The organism is Nannocystis sp., from assembly GCF_016714285.1.
Classification (GTDB): Bacteria; Myxococcota_A; Polyangia; order Nannocystales; family Nannocystaceae; genus Nannocystis.
Genome location: NZ_JADJNN010000014.1, coordinates 1 through 14,188 on the forward strand (window position 1 = coordinate 1; position 14,188 = coordinate 14,188).

The 14,188-nt window shown below is 73.3% G+C and carries 10 protein-coding genes and 1 pseudogene; 3 read left to right on the top strand and 8 right to left on the bottom strand.

Features of this window, described 5'->3' with window-relative positions; translation table 11 throughout:
* The 4 genes and pseudogenes from IPJ59_RS23335 to IPJ59_RS23350 all read right to left on the bottom strand — a co-directional run.
* Nucleotides 1-316: pseudogene (locus IPJ59_RS23335) on the bottom strand (hypothetical protein); the annotation flags it as partial.
* 118 nt (nucleotides 317-434) lie between these two features.
* Nucleotides 435-1,058: an STAS domain-containing protein gene (locus IPJ59_RS23340; RefSeq protein WP_293250560.1), complete on the bottom strand. Its 624-nt coding sequence runs from the start codon at nucleotides 1,056-1,058 to the stop codon at nucleotides 435-437.
* Entirely contained in the window at nucleotides 1,055-1,459 is a 405-nt protein-coding gene (locus tag IPJ59_RS23345) for a SpoIIAA family protein (protein ID WP_293250563.1), read from the bottom strand. Before IPJ59_RS23345 ends, IPJ59_RS23340 begins: the two co-directional genes overlap by 4 nt.
* Nucleotides 1,460-1,469: 10 nt before the next feature.
* Nucleotides 1,470-2,477 (bottom strand): cytochrome P450, encoded by a 1,008-nt coding sequence (locus IPJ59_RS23350; protein ID WP_293273354.1) that lies wholly within the window; start codon nucleotides 2,475-2,477, stop codon nucleotides 1,470-1,472.
* Nucleotides 2,478-2,499: 22 nt separating this feature from the next.
* Between IPJ59_RS23350 and IPJ59_RS23355 the strand changes: the two genes are divergently transcribed.
* Nucleotides 2,500-2,961, top strand: a complete 462-nt coding sequence (locus IPJ59_RS23355; RefSeq protein ID WP_293273355.1) for a hypothetical protein — start codon at nucleotides 2,500-2,502, stop codon at nucleotides 2,959-2,961.
* 16 nt (nucleotides 2,962-2,977) lie between these two features.
* On the opposite strand, the gene IPJ59_RS23360 is transcribed toward IPJ59_RS23355, so the two are convergent.
* Both IPJ59_RS23360 and IPJ59_RS23365 read right to left on the bottom strand, forming a co-directional pair.
* A complete protein-coding gene (locus IPJ59_RS23360) occupies nucleotides 2,978-4,960 on the bottom strand; it encodes an SDR family oxidoreductase (protein WP_293273356.1) in 1,983 nt (660 codons plus the stop codon).
* A gap of 122 nt (nucleotides 4,961-5,082) precedes the next feature.
* Nucleotides 5,083-6,381 carry an MgtC/SapB family protein gene (locus tag IPJ59_RS23365; RefSeq protein WP_293273357.1) on the bottom strand — a complete coding sequence of 433 codons (1,299 nt, stop codon included), beginning with the start codon at nucleotides 6,379-6,381 and terminating at the stop codon, nucleotides 5,083-5,085.
* 120 nt (nucleotides 6,382-6,501) lie between these two features.
* On the opposite strand from IPJ59_RS23365, the gene IPJ59_RS23370 reads away from it, so the two are divergent.
* Nucleotides 6,502-7,389 (top strand): class I SAM-dependent methyltransferase, encoded by an 888-nt coding sequence (locus IPJ59_RS23370; RefSeq protein WP_293250574.1) that lies wholly within the window; start codon nucleotides 6,502-6,504, stop codon nucleotides 7,387-7,389.
* 76 nt (nucleotides 7,390-7,465) lie between these two features.
* Here the strand turns inward: IPJ59_RS23370 and IPJ59_RS23375 are convergent, their stop codons facing one another.
* Nucleotides 7,466-8,065 carry a hypothetical protein gene (locus IPJ59_RS23375; protein ID WP_293273358.1) on the bottom strand — a complete coding sequence of 200 codons (600 nt, stop codon included), beginning with the start codon at nucleotides 8,063-8,065 and terminating at the stop codon, nucleotides 7,466-7,468.
* Between the two features lie 307 nt (nucleotides 8,066-8,372).
* Here IPJ59_RS23375 and IPJ59_RS23380 point away from each other — a divergent pair, with 307 nt between their 5' ends.
* Entirely contained in the window at nucleotides 8,373-12,647 is a 4,275-nt protein-coding gene (locus IPJ59_RS23380) for a tetratricopeptide repeat protein (protein ID WP_293273359.1), read from the top strand.
* A gap of 378 nt (nucleotides 12,648-13,025) precedes the next feature.
* Here IPJ59_RS23380 and IPJ59_RS23385 read toward each other — a convergent pair whose 3' ends face one another.
* Nucleotides 13,026-14,180 (bottom strand): tail fiber domain-containing protein, encoded by a 1,155-nt coding sequence (locus IPJ59_RS23385; protein ID WP_293273360.1) that lies wholly within the window; start codon nucleotides 14,178-14,180, stop codon nucleotides 13,026-13,028.
* Between the last annotated feature and the right edge of the window lie 8 nt (nucleotides 14,181-14,188).

Here is a 14,188-nt window from a genome sequence, read left to right on the forward strand (position 1 = left end):
GGATCAGGCCGAGGATGAAGTTCTCGGCGATGTAGCCGTTGTCGTTGTTGACGGCCAGGCTGATGGCATCGACGGCGGCTTGCCAGCGGGTGGTGTTGGCGTCGAGCAGCTCGTTCATCGAGCTCGAGTTATCGAGGAGGATGGCGAACAGGGGCTTCTTGAACGTGCAATTGCCCTCCTTCTGGCAGGGCATGGGCGCGGCGTCCACCGCGATGGGCAGGGTGGCGCCGCCGACGAAGGCGAGGCCGATACCGGCGAGGAGCCCCGCTTGCGCGCCAATTCGCCACCACGAGCGCACCGAGTCGATACCTCGCATATCGGGATATCTTAGCGCCGCTGGGCTGGGACCTGCGGTCGGTGCCGCGGAGAGTCCGCGCAAAGAAGCGTGGGGGCGCGGGGGCCGGGCGAAGCGATTGCGCGGCCGTTGGCGGGGGTCAGCGAGCGGGCGGCTTGCCGGGGCGCAGGTGGGCGATGGCGTCGCGCAGGCCGGCCTTGAGGTTACGCAGGGTTCGCAGGGCCTCGGTGGGGGCGTCGAGCTCGGCGAGGGTCCGCGAGAGCGCCGGGCTGAGGCCGGTGAGCAGGCAGCGGGCGCCCAGCAGGCGGGCGCCCTGGACGACCTTGATGAGGCCGTCGGCGGCGCTGCGGTCGATGCTGGGGACGCCCGTCAGGTCGAGGATGACGCAGCGGGCCCGGCTGCTGGCGACGGCCTGCAGCAGGTTGCTCATGATGTCGGCGCAGCGCGGGGTGTCCACTGTGCCCATGATCGGCATCACCAGGACATCGTCCCACACCTCGAGTACCGGGGTCGACAGCTCGCGGATGGCGGCGCGTTGCTCGGTGATGGTGGCGAGCGATCGCTCGAGCTCGGCGTGCTTGCGGCGGTTCTCCTCGAACAGCGCCTGGAGGCTCTCGAGCATGACGTTGATGCTCGACTCCACCGAGGATAGCTCGTCGTCCTGGGCGATCTCCAGGCGCACGTCGAAGTCGCCGGTGGCCGCGGCCGCGATCGCGATCTCGATCGCGGCGATGCGGCGCTCGAGCTCCGCGAGCTCGGTCAACGCGGCCCCCGGAGCTCGTTCACCCGGAGTTCGTTGAGCCAGCGCAGCGCCTCGGCCTCGGTGGCGTAGAACTGCATGCGGTCGTGCTTGAAGGTGAGGCGGGCGACGATGCGGGCGAAGACCCGCTCGGCCGGGGGGATGCCGATGATCGCCTGGCGGTCGAACTCGACGCTGGTGGCCTCGGTCCGCAGGACCTCGCGCATCTCGCCGGTGGTCTTGGCCACGCCGCTGCCGTCGATCAGCAGCAGGCGCGGGCTGTGGCGGGCCAGCAGCTCGCGCAGGGTGACGAAGCTCGCCCGCAGGTGCGCCGCGGAGGGGCTGCCGGACAGGCGCATCCGCACGATGCCGTCGGACGCGTCGACGACGACATCACCGGGCGAATCTGGGGACTGAGCCGGCAAGGCGTGGACTTTATACCGGCGCTGCGCGGCCGTGCAAGTGGACAAGCTGGTGGATGTCGCCGCGGATCGTCGCGGGCGCGACGGGGCGGCCGTCCTGGGGCGCCAGCACGGCTGGGAGGCCGTATTTGGGGGCCAGCGCGATTCCGTGCACGGTCCGCGAGATGGTCGCACCGGCGGGTATCGTGATACGGAATCGCTGCAGGATCATCGGCAGCATGATGCGCAGGGCCTGCTCCGCGAAGGCCGCGCCGAGGCACATGCGCGGGCCGGCGCCGAAGGGCAAGTACTGCCATGGCGAGGGCGTGATCCGCTGCCAGCGTGCGGGCTCGAAGCGATCGGGCTCGGGGAAGAGCGCGGGGTCGCGATGGGTGATGAATGGGCTCAGGACCACGCGCGCGCCGCGTGGCAGCGTGTGCGGGCCGAGCGTGGCCTCGCCGGCGCAGACGCGGATGAACAGCATCGGCGTGGCGGGCAGCAGGCGCATGCTCTCTCGCAGCGCGCGGTCGAGGTGTTGCAGGCGCGGGAGCTCGTCCGGGCGCGGGGGGGCGCCGGCGAGGACTGTGGTGAATTCGGCGAGCAGCTCGGCCTGGTGTTCGGGGTGCTGGGTCAGCAGGAAGATCGTCCACACCAGGGTCTGTGCGGTGGTGTCGTGGCCGGCGACGAACAGGCCGTTGCACTCGCCGATGAGCTCCTCGTCGCCGAGGGCGGCGCCGGTCTCGTCGCGCGCGGCGAGCAGGTTCGCCAGGACGTCGGTGCCGGGCGACTGGGCCCGCTTCGCCGCCAGGAGGGCCTGCAGCTGGCGCTCGAGCGCCGCGCTGAGGGTGAGGGCGCGGCGGTAGGGCGTGCCGGGCAGGGGCAGGGGCAGGGCCAGGGTCAGCGGGGACGACAGGGCCTGCAGCAGTCCGGCCTCGCTGCGGGCGAGCTCGTCGCCGCGGCCGCCGGGGTCGAGGCCGAACAGGCAGCGGATCACGACCGCGGCGGTCAATGCACGGATCAGCGCGGCGAGGTCGACCTGCACGCCGGTCGGCCAAGTGCGCAGGGTGGTCCTCGGTGACCGCCACGATCTCGGGCGCGTGGGCCAAGGTGGCGGAGCGCTGCAGGGCCGGCTGCATCAGGCGGCGACGACGACGGTGCAGCTCGCCGTTGAGGAATGGCAGCACCTGGTTGAAGCGGGCCAGGGCGCTGCCAGGGGGCGTGCGCACGGGGATCTCGCTGTTGTGCTCGAACAGATCGGGGCGGGTCAGGAGCTCGCGGTTGTATTCGGCGCCGCAGGCGAGGATCAGCGCGGGGCTGCGATCGACGAGCGCGGCGATCGGGCCGTATTCACCGTACAGCGCGCGCATGCGGCCGACCGGGTCGGCGAAGAATCGCAGCACCGCGGCCGGGACCGCGAGGATCGGCAGGGGGCGCGGACCACGGATATCGACGGGGGCGTTGGTGAGGGCCTTGAACATCGTGCGCTCGGCGATCACGGCCCCGTGTGGCCGGGCGGGGTGAGGTGAAGGCGGTTCATGGGGCTCAGAAGGGCTTGCCCTTGATGAAGCGCTTGAGCAGCATCCGGTCGACGGTGAAGGCGGCGGGCGAGGGCTGGTGGTCGGCGTAAATTTGATAGATCGCGCTGGTCACCCGGGTGAGCCCCTTGGGATGCACGGCGTTCAGGACCCAGCGGCGCCGGGTCTCCATGTCCATCACTCGCTGCTTGCGGTGGACGATGCCGTCGATGATCCACGCCGCGGCGGCCTCGGGGGTCATGGCCTTGGTGCGCTCGTCGAAGACGCGGGCGTCCATCATCGGTGTGCGCACAAAGGCCGGGTACGCCGAGGTGAAGTGGATGTCCTCGGAGAGGAGCTCGGCGTACAGGGTGTCGGTCAGGTGGCTGAGGGCGGCCTTGCTGGCCCCGTAGGCGCCGAAGTTGGGGGAGGCCATGGCCACGCCGGCGGTGAGCACGTTGACGATGTGGCCGCTGCGGCGGGCTCGCATCTGCGGCAGGACGGCGCGGATGAGGCGCAGGGGTGCGTAGTAATTGATCTGCAGGATCCGCTCGAAGTCGTGCCAGCGCTCGAGCGACTCGGCGGCGGGGCGGCGGATCGATCGGCCGGCGTTGTTGACGAGGATGTCGATATGTCCGTGGGCCGCCTGGACCGCGGCGACCACGGCGTCGCAGGCCTCGAGGTCGGCGAGGTCGGCGACGTGGGCCGTGGCGAGGCCGCCTTGCGCGTGCACCTGGGCGGCGACCTCGGCGAGCTGGGCCTCGCGGCGGGCGACCAGGGCGACCGTGGCCCCGGCGCGGGCGCACTGGAGGGCGAGCGCGGCTCCGATGCCGCTCGAGGCGCCGGTGATCATCACGACCTTGCCGGCGAGGCGGCGGCGGGCGAGCGCGGCGGGATCGCGGTCGGGGTCGAGGTGGCGCAGCCAGTAGTCCCACAGGGCCTCGACGTATTCGGCCTGCCTGGGGCAGCGCAGGCCGGTGTTGGCGAGGGCGCGGTCGAGGTTTGTGGTGGCGAAGCGGAGGGGTCGGCCGAGCGCCTCGTGGACCTGCGGCGGGATGCCGAGGTCGCGGAGGATCTGGCCGCGGATGAACTTGAGGCCGCCGAGCTGCCCGAGCATGGTCGCGGCGCCGGGCAGGAATTTGCGCAGGGTCTTGCCGATGTTGGCCCGGATCCGCGGGGCGCCGGCGGCGTCGGCGAGCAGGTTGAAGGTGCCGGTGAAGTCGGGCGGGTCGGGGTCGACGACGTGGAAGGTCTGGCCGTCGCCCTCGCGCTGGTGGGCGATGATATCGATCACGCGCGCGACGTGATCGACTGGCAGCATATTGAGCGAGGTCTCGAGGTATCCGAGCAGCGGGAACCAGGCCGGCAGCGCGTTACGCAGGCGGAGGATCGGCTTGAACAGATAGTAGGGACCGTCGACGCGGTCGATGACGCCGGTGCGCGAGTCGCCGACCACGGCGCTCGGGCGGTAGATGCGAACGCGCAGGCCGCTGTCTCGCACCAGGCGCTCGGCGACGAACTTCGTGCGGTGATAGGGGTGGGGGTGCTGCTGGCCGAGGTCGAGCTCGTCCTCGCGGAGCGTGCCCTCGAGGTCGCCAGCGACGGCGATCGAGCTCAGGTGGTGCAGGACCCCGCGAAAGCCGCCGGACTGGAGATATGTCAGCAGGTTGCGCGTGCCCTCGACGTTGCTGCGCTCCAGCGCGGCGTCGTCGGCCGCGAGGTCGTAGAGCGCCGCGAGGTGGAACACGTGATCGAGGCCGGCGGCGGGGAGCCCCTGGCCGAGGCCGGGGGTCTCGATGTCGCCGATCGCTACGCGCAGCCGGGCCCCCGACGAGCGGGCCAGCAGATGCCACTGCGCGAGCAGCTCGTCGTGGCGTGCGCGCGAGCCGGGGCGCACGAGCACCACGACCTCGCCGCCGCGCGCGAGCAGGTGGGCCATGAGGTGTCGGCCGATGAGACCGGTCGCGCCAGTGACGAGGGTCCTTACGAGGATCTGTGCGGGGTCTGTCACCGTGGGCACCGGGTGGCGGGGACCGTAGCATCGCGGGCGACGGTCGCAGCGGCACGACATCGGGCCGCGTCGGGGCGTGAGGCATGCGCTTCGTCACGGTACGTGGTGACGCGGTCAGCGGCTCATTGCAGCTGCAGGGCGACGGCCGTGCCGACGCCGACGGTGATGGCGAGCGCGAAGACCAGCGCGATCGGGCGACCGAAGCCGGTGCGGCCCATGAACAGCGCCATGCCACCCTTGACCAGCGTGTTGGTGACGACGGCGATGGTGATCGCCAGACTGGCGACCGCAGCGGCGACGAGCCCCTCCTTGCTCTGGTGGCTCACGGCGAGGGTGACGGCGTCGACGTCCGTGAGGCCCGAGGCTGCGGCCGTGATGTAGAGGCCGCGATCGCCGAAGTGCCGCTGCGCGACGGCCGAGGCGATCAGCACGGCGCTGAGTAGGACGCCCCACTTGAGCGCGGGCACCAGGGCGAAGGGGTTGGCCATCGCCGCGGGCTCGCGGTCTTGTGGGGCGCCGCGGTCGGCGTCTCGCAGCGCGAGGTACTTCCAGCCGGCGCCGGCCAGGGTGACGGCGCCCATCAGGCCGAGCGGGACGACGAGCACGCGGGCGACGTCGGGGTTGATGAGCGAGGCGACGACGAGGACCCGCGCGAACATCACGGCGTTGGCGAGGAAGGTAGCGATCTGGCCCGGGATGAGCATGAGCGGGTCGGTCCGCGACTGCTGGGCCATCGCCGCGGTGACGGCGGTGGAGCTGACGAGCCCGCCGACGAGGCCCGCGAGCACGACCCCGCGCGAGGCGCCGAGCAGGCGGTGGAGGACATAGCCGGCATAGCTGATACCGGCGATCAGGACGATGAACAGGCCGATCTTGCGCGGGGAGAGCACGCCCCAGGGGTCGCGCGCCTCGGCCGGCAACAGCGGCAATACGACGGCCAGGACGATGACCAGCTGCAGGGTCGCGCTCAGCTCGATCCGCCGCAGCCGCGGGATCGTGCGGCGAAACCACGGCTTGGCGAGGAGCAGCAATGTGATCACCAGGCCGACCGCGACGGCGAGGTCGCGCCGGTGGTGGACCAGCATGCCGAGAGCGAAGGTCGCGGCCGCGGCGATCTCGGTGGTCAGGCCGAGGTCCTTGTCGCCGACGCGGAGGTAGTGTGCGAGCACCAGGCCCCCGGTGACCACCATCCCGGCGGGCGGCAGCCACGGCATGTGGTCGCCGAGCAGCGCGCACACCCACCCGAACAGCGAGAGGATCGCGAAGCTGCGCACGCCGAGGTGGTCCTCGGAGCGATCGCTGGCCACCTCGTTGTGGTCGCTGCGGTCGCTGCGGTCGCTGTGCTCGCGCTCGAGGCCGATGAAGAGGCCGATGCCGCCGGCCACTGCGCACTCGACCAGCCCGAGGGTCCAAGCTTCCACGTCGCTGCATTGGGCCACGAAGCGCGGCCGCGGTCAAAGCTCGGTGTCGGCGTCCGGTGGGCGGTGGGCCCGGGCTCGGAGCTTGCGCGGGGGGCCGCGGTCTGAGACCCTGCCGCGGGCATGACGGGTGGCCTCGCTGGTGAGGAGCAAGGCCCGCGGGTCCGCGAGTACTACACGATCGCGGGCCCCGACTACGCGGCGTGGAGCCGCGGGTTGCACATGCACTTCGGCTACTGGCGCCGCGGCATGAACCCGCTGCGGCTCGAGCCGATGCTGGCGGCGATGAACGACGAGCTGCTGGCGGCGCTGGAGCTCGCGGCGGGTCGAAGCGCGCGGGTGCTCGACCTCGGCTGCGGGTTCGGGGCGACGGCGCGGCAGCTCGCGCTGGGCCGCCCGCAGCTCGAGCTGCTCGGGGTGACGATCGTGCCGTCGCAGGTCGGCGAGGCGAAGCGCCTCGCCGAGCTCGCGGGCCTCGGCGAGCGCGTCCGCTTCGTCGAGGCCGACTACACCCGCTTGCCGCTGGCCGACGGCTCGATCGACGGGGCCTACGCGCTCGAGAGCGCCTGCCATGCGCTGGGCCCGGACAAGCCGGCGCTGGTGCGCGAGCTGGCCCGCGTGTTGCGACCGGGGGGTCGCTTCGTGATCGCCGACGGCTTCATGAAGCACGCGCGGCCGCTGCCCGGGTGGCTCGAGCGCGTGCGCGCGAGCGTGTGCGCGGGCTGGGCGGTGCCCGAGTTCGCGGAGCTCGGCGCGATCACGCGGACGATGCGAGCCTGCGGGCTGCAGGTGTTGGAGGTCCGCGATATCTCGTGGCGCGTCGCCCCGTCGATGCTGCACGTGCCGCGGACCGTGCTGCGCTTTCTATACGCCGAGCTGCGCCGGACCGGTGGGCTGCGGCTCGGCCCGGTCCGCTGGGGGAACGTCGTCGCGCCGAGCCTGGGCCTGGTCCTGGGCCTGGCCCGGCGGGATTTTGGGTATCACCTGATCACGGGCCGGCGGATCGGCTGAGCGACCGCCTCGGAGATCCGCAGATAGGTGATCGCCCGCGGCCGGTTGGACCGGCGTGCGGGCTCGGTCGTCGGGCTCAACCGTTGCATTCGTTGGCGCAGCTGGCGTCGATGCAACCGCTGAGGGCGAGGCCCAATTGCGCCGACTTGCCGCCGAAGCCGCCATACTTGTCGATGGTGGCGCCGCAGGGGCCGAGGCAGTCGATGCCGCCGCACATGTTGTCCTGCGCGCACATGCGGATCGCCGTGCAGCCCTCGTCGGCCTGACAGGCCTGGAGGTCCTCGAGGCAGTTGTTGCAGGCACACTCGCCGCAGGCGTCGCCGGGGTCGATCATCATGAGGCACGCCGCCACGGGGTCGCCGCCGGTGGTGGTGCCGGGGTCGGTGCTGCTGGCCGTGACGTTCGAGGTCGAGCCGTCGGCGCCGCTGCTGCTCGCGGGTTCGCTGGTGCTCGGCGGGTCGCCGCTTGTCGAGGCGTCGGCGCTGGTCGAACCGGAGTCCGAGGCGCCGCTGGTGCTCGCCGCGGTGGTCGGCGAGTCGCCCGTGCTCGCGCCGCTGGTGGCGGCGCCGGTGGTCGATCCCGCGTCGGTCGTGGTGCCGCCGCCGTTGTCGCCGCAGGCGACCAGCGCGAGCGCGGCGGTGAGGGTTGGGAAGAAGTTACGTGTCCAGAATTGCATGCGGGGACGGTACATGGTCCGGCGCGTTCTCGGCAAAGGTAGGGAGAAAACGGCGTGCGGGGGCCGGAGGCCGCAATGGCAAAGGAAGACCGGTGGCGACCGTCCCGGCGCTCCGGTCCGGCGATTCATGGCACTTTGGCGAGCTACGTAGATATGCCGGCGTGCTCCGACGGACCGCTTGACCGCTTGACCGCTTGACCGCTTGACCGCTTGACCGCTTGACCGCTTGACATCGCGGCATGGACATGTCCCTTGCGACATGCTCGCGCGGCGGTGAATTCTTGGCCGTCCTGGTACGATGGCTGGCATGGCCGGGGACGAGGATGTCGCGCATGTGCTGGCGATCGCGCTGGGGTCTGGTGACGCGCAGGGGTACTCGGTGGTGGTCGAGGAGGACCTGCCGGGCACGCCGCTGCCGATCCGCGGCGAGGGGCGGCTGGTGATCGACTTGGCGGCGCTGCGGGCCTGCAGCACGCCGCGGGCGTATGGGCTGTTGCTCGGCGAGGCGCTGTTCGCCGGGCCGACGCTGGCGGCGTGGACGCGGGCGCGGGCCCGCGGGCGCGAGCGGCTGCACGTGGTGCTCGCCGTCGACGCGCCGGAGCTGCGGACGCTGCGGTGGGAGCGGCTGTGTGCGCCGCTCGGCGAGGGCTGGGACTTCGTGCGCTGCGACCAGCGCACGCCGTTCACGCTGCGGGTCGCCAGCGAGAGCGACCGGGTGTACGCGGCGCCGGTCGGCGAGGCGCCGCGGGTGCTGGTGCTGGTGACCAGCCCCACGGACCTCGCGGACTACGGGCTGGCGGCGTTCGACACGCTGGCGACGCTGCACGGGGTGCGCGAGGCGGTCGCGCCGTGGCCCTGCGATGTCCTGGCATTCGGGGTGCCGGAGGCGGTCGCGGAGCCGACGCTCGAGGGGCTGTGCGGGCAGCTGACGCGGCGGCGCTACGCGGCGGTGCACGTTGTGTGTCACGGGGCGGTGGTCGCGAGCACGGGCGAGACGGTGCTGTATCTGGCGGACGACGACGAGACGACCGCGGCGACGCCGGCGAGCAAGCTGCTGCGGCGGCTGGGTCGGCTGGGCGGCGAGGTCGGGCTGCCGCTGCTGTGGTTTTTGGGCGCGTGTGCCAGCGCGGCGCCGGAGGCCGAGGGGGCGCTGGGTGGGCTGGCGATGCGGCTTTGTCGCGAGCTCGGGGCGCCGGCCGTGGTGGCGATGAGCGAGCGGATCTCGATCGACACCGCCAACGCGCTGGGCGGGCCGTTCTACCGCCAGCTGCGGGCGCACGGGCTGGTCGACCTCGCGCTGGCGGAGGCCTGCTCGCAGGTGGCCGAGCGCGCCGACCTGGTGGTGCCGGTGCTGCACGCCCGCGCGGCCGGGAGCCCGCTGTTCCCGGGGACAGGTCCCGAGGGACAGGTCGCAAAGGACAGCCCGAAGCTGGCCATGGCGGCGGAGGCGGAGCTGTACTGCGAGGTCGCGCTGCCGATCTCGCTGGGCGATCGCTTCGTCGGGCGCGAGGGTGTGCTCGGCGAGCTGACGCGGCGGCAGGCGGCGGCGGGGTCGCGGCCAGTGGCGCTGGCGCTGGTGGCCGCGGGCGGGCAGGGCAAGACGCGGGTGGCGCTGGAGCTGCTGTGGCGTGAGCGCGGGCTGTACCCGGGCGGGGTGTTCTGGCTCGATGTGTCGGTGCCCGGGCGGATCGAGGCGGGGCAGCACGCGCTGCTGCGGCGGCTGCAGCCGGAGGCGCCGGCGCTGGCCGAGCTGAAGGCCGCGGGGGTGGACGTGGCGGCGCGTCTGGCCGCGGCGGCGCGGGCCCACGCGCCGGGGCAGGCGCAGCTGTGGGTGCTCGATCACCTGCCGGAGCCGGAGCCGGGGCAGGAGCTGCCGGCGCTGGGGCTCTTGTGCCCGCGCTGGGGCGAGGTCGCGGTGCTGCTGACCTCGAGGATCCATCCGGGAGATCCGGAGCTCGAGGTGATCGAGCTCGGGCCGCTCGCCGACGAGGCCGGGGCGACGCTGCTGCTCGCGGGGCTGCCGGCGGGGGCGATGGCGGCGGAGGCGGCGATGGTGGTGGCGCGCTGGGTCGGTGGGCTGCCGATCGCGCTCGAGCTGCTGGCGCGCAGCCTCGACCTCGGCGACCTCTCGGCGGCGGAGCTGACGGCGATGATGCAGGCGGGTGGGGTGGCGCGGGCGCTCGACGAGACGCAGCAGGTGCTGCGCGCGGCCGGGGCGGCGGCCGGGATGTCGCCGATCGTGGAGAGCCTGCGGATCAGCTACTCGCGGCTGTCGCCGGCGGCGCAGGGGCTCGCGCGGCGGCTGGCGCAGTTCGGGCCGGAGCCGCTGCCGACGCTGCTGGTCAAGGCGCTCGGCGAGCCGGCGTCGCGGCTGGCCCGGGCGACGCTGGTCGGGCGCAGCTTCGTGACCGGGATCTCGGGCGAGGGCTTCGGGGTGATGCACCGCGTGCTGGCCGACTTCCTGCGCGGGCTGTGCGGGGCGGAGGAGCCGGCCGACGCCTGCAAGGCGCTGCTGGCGGTGTTGCCCGCGAACGAGGCGGTCGAGCCGCGCCGGCTCGAGCTGCTGGTGGGCGTCGCGGTGCACGCGGAGGCGCTGCTGGCTCGGGCGGCGCCGCTGGGGCGCGCGGGCATCGATCTCGGGCTGCGCGTGGGGATGCTGTACAGCCGGCTGCAGCGTTATGGCGAGGCCGAGCCGCTGCAGCGGCGGGCGTACGCGCAGGCGCAGGCGAGCCTGGCGGCGGACGATCGGCTGCGCTTGACCGCGGAGGGCAACCTGGCGCTGACGCTGGCCTCGCTCGGCGCGCTGCAGGAGGCGCGGGGGCTGCAGGAGGCCAACCTGCGCGCGTGGGAGGCGAGCGTCGGACCGGACGACGCGCACACGCTGGGCGCTCGCGGCAACCTGGCGATCACGCTGCAGCTGATGGGCGAGGTCGAGGCGGCGTACCTGCTGCACGCGGCGGTGGCCGAGGCGAACGCGCGGTGCTTCGGCGCCGACAGCCTGCAGGCGGCGCAGGCCGGGCTGGCCCTGGCCAGCGCGGAGCTGCAGCGCGGCGACGTGGCGGCGGCGATCCGGACGCAGGAGCGGGCGCTCGCGGGGCTTCGTCGATTGGCCGAGGCGGAGGGCTCGGCCGCGCTGGCGGCTGCGGTGCTGCAGGCGAGCGGGGTGCTGGCGCAGATGCAGCACGCGCAGGGCAACCTGCCGGCGGCGCGGTCGACGATCGAGGCGACGTTGACGGCGGCGCGGACGGTGTGGGCGGCCGACGCTCCGATGCTGTTACACATGCGTGAGACGCTGGCCGCGATCTTGCGCGACCTCGGGGACGTCGCGGGAGCGCGGGCCGAGTTCACGGAGATCCTGGCGGCGCTGCAGCGGGTGCTCGGGCCGGCCAACCCGCAGACGCTGACGACCCAGCTGGTCCTGGCCCAGCTGCTGCACCGGGCGGGGGCCAACGCGGAGGCGCGGCCGCTGCTCGCGGAGGCGCTGGCGCAGGGCCGGCCGCGCATGGGCCTCGGCCACCCGCTGATGTTGATGGTGCTGATGACGCTGATGGACGTGGCCCAGCAGCTGGACGAGCTGCCGTGGGTGCACGCGCAGCTGCAAGCGGCGGTGGAGGAGCTGCGCGGGCAGCTGGCGCCGACGCGGTCGGAGCTGCTGGGCCTCGAGCAGCGCCTGGCCGACGTGCTCTCGCTGCTCGGCGACTCCGCGGGGGCGCGGACGCTGCAGGCCAACGTGCTGGCGCGCTGGGAGGGCAGCGCGGGGCCGCGGCACCCGGGCACGATCGGGGCCGCGGCCAGCCTGGCGATGATCGAGCTGCGGGGCGGGGCGCTGGCCGAGGCGCGGGCGTTGCTCGAACGTGTCCTTCGGGACAGCCGCGAGGTGTTCGGCGCGACCGGGGCCGACACCCTCACGGCGCAGCGCCAGCTGGCGGCGGTGTTGTATTCGCAGGGCGAGCTGGCGGCGGCGCGGCGCAATCAGCAAGAGGCGGCGGCCGGGCTGGCGATGCGGCTGGGGCCGGCGCACCCGGAGGCCCTGATCGCGCGCTGCGAGCTGGGCGTGATGCTGGCGGCGGAGGGGTCGCTCGACGGCGCGGAGGCCTCGCTGATGCCGGCGCTGGCGGAGCTGGCGAAGCAGCTGCCGGCGGAGCACGCGGTGCTGATCGATCTGCGCGGCGAGGCGCTGCGCCTGCGGATCCGCCAGGGGCGGCTGGAGGAGGCGCGGACGCTGATGGCCACGCTGTGGCCGCAGGTGCAGGGCAAGCACGGGCCGGGCAGCGCCGAGGCGGTGAGCTTCGGGCTGCGGCTGGGTCAGGTGTTGCTGGCCGCGGGCGCGCCGGCCGACGCGGTGCCGTGGCTGCACGGTGCGCTCGCGCTGCTGATGCAGCTGCAGCCGGCGGACGAGGCGACGGTCGGCTGCGCGATGCTGCTGGCGACGGCGGTGGTGCAAGCGGGGGGTGACCCGGCGCTGGCGCGCGACGTGCTGACGCGGGCGGGCGAGCAGGTGCGCCAGCGGCTCGGCGCCGACCATCCCTTCGCGGCGCAGCTGGCCGGGCACGCGGCGGCGCTGGGTCTGGTGCCGTCGTGAGGCGGCAGCATGTGCGGGGTCGACCGGTCGACAGTCGCGGCGCTGCTGTGGTACTCGCGAGCCCATGATCCGCGCACGTATCTCGCTCGCACGTATCTCGCTGATGGCGGCCGCGCTCGCCGTGGCGCTGCCCTCCTGCGCCTCCACGCCCGACACGATGGTGCTCGGCCTGCAGTATCAGCCGACCTCGCAGGTCGACACGACGAAGCTGCAGGGCGTGCCTCCGGTCAACCCGGCCGCGCGGGTGTGGATCAACCCGGTGATCGATCAGCACCCGGAGGGCAGCCAGATCGGGGTCTCGGAGGAGGAGGACAAGGCGCCGGTGTACTTCGGCGCGCAGGGCCTGCCGCCGGCGGACTTCGTGCGTGCGGCGGTCGCCTACGTGCTGCCGGCCTTCGGCGTGCCGGTGGCTGCGGATCCGCAGAGCTCGACCCACGTGCTCGAGCTGAAGATGACCCGCTTTTGGACGATCGAGGGCAACGTGTACGAGTCGACGATCATGGTCAACGCGACCCTGGCCGACCGCACCGGCGCGGTGCTGTGGCAGTCGGCCGTCACCGGCGTGAACAAGCGCTGGGGTCGTTCGTTCGAGGCGCAGGCGTACATCAGCGTGTTTAGCGACGCGGCCCTCGACCTCGGCCAGCGCCTCGCGCTCGCGCTCCGCCAGCCCGGTCGCGGCGGGCGGCGCCGGCGGTCGCCGGCGGTCGGCGGCGGGTCGTCGGCGCGCGGCAGTCGGCCGTTGTCGGGGCAGGCGGTTGCGATCAGGGGCGAGGGCGGCTCGAGGCGGGCGCGCAGGTCCTCGTTCTCGGCCTCGGCGGCGACCAGGCGGGCGTGCAGGCCCTGGATCGCGGCCATCGACACGCCGCTGGCGTCGAGCGGGAAGATCATGGTGTCGCTGTTCCACAGGCCGAAGGCGGCGTGGAAGTCCTGGGCCATCGGCCCGAGGTGGCGCACGCCGGGCTCGTCCTTGCGGTAGCGCCAGGTGCTGAGCGGGAGGGCGACGACGCGGCGCAGGACGTCGGCGGGGTCGATCGCGGCGAACTCGGTCTTGAGGTTGCGATCGCTTATCGGGCACATGTTGCTGCAGAACTCCTTGCCCGGCGGGACCGGGACGCCGGCGCAGCAGTCGAGGCCCTTGCAACACAGCGACCCCGGGTTGGCGCAGCTGTCGCCCTGGCCGACACACTGCTCACCGCCGCTGCTGCCACCGCCGCTGCTGTCGCCGCCGCTGCTGCTGTCGGTGGTGGTGCCGACGGTGGTGGTACCGACGGTGGTGGTGCCGACGGTGGTGGTTTCGGGCTCGCCGGTGCTCGCGGGGGCGCCGGTGCTCGCGCTGTCGGAGCCGCTGCCGCCGGTCGAGCCGGCGCTGCTGGTGGCGGGCTGGCCGGTGCTCTCGCTGGTGGCCGCGCCGGTGCTGGCGGACGCGCCGCTGGAGCTGCCGTCGCTGTCGCTGGTCTTGCCGCCGCCGCCGCAGGCGACCGTGAGGAGCAAGGTGAGGAGGGGGAGGAGGGGGCGCTGTACGGGTAAGGTCATGGTGGCTC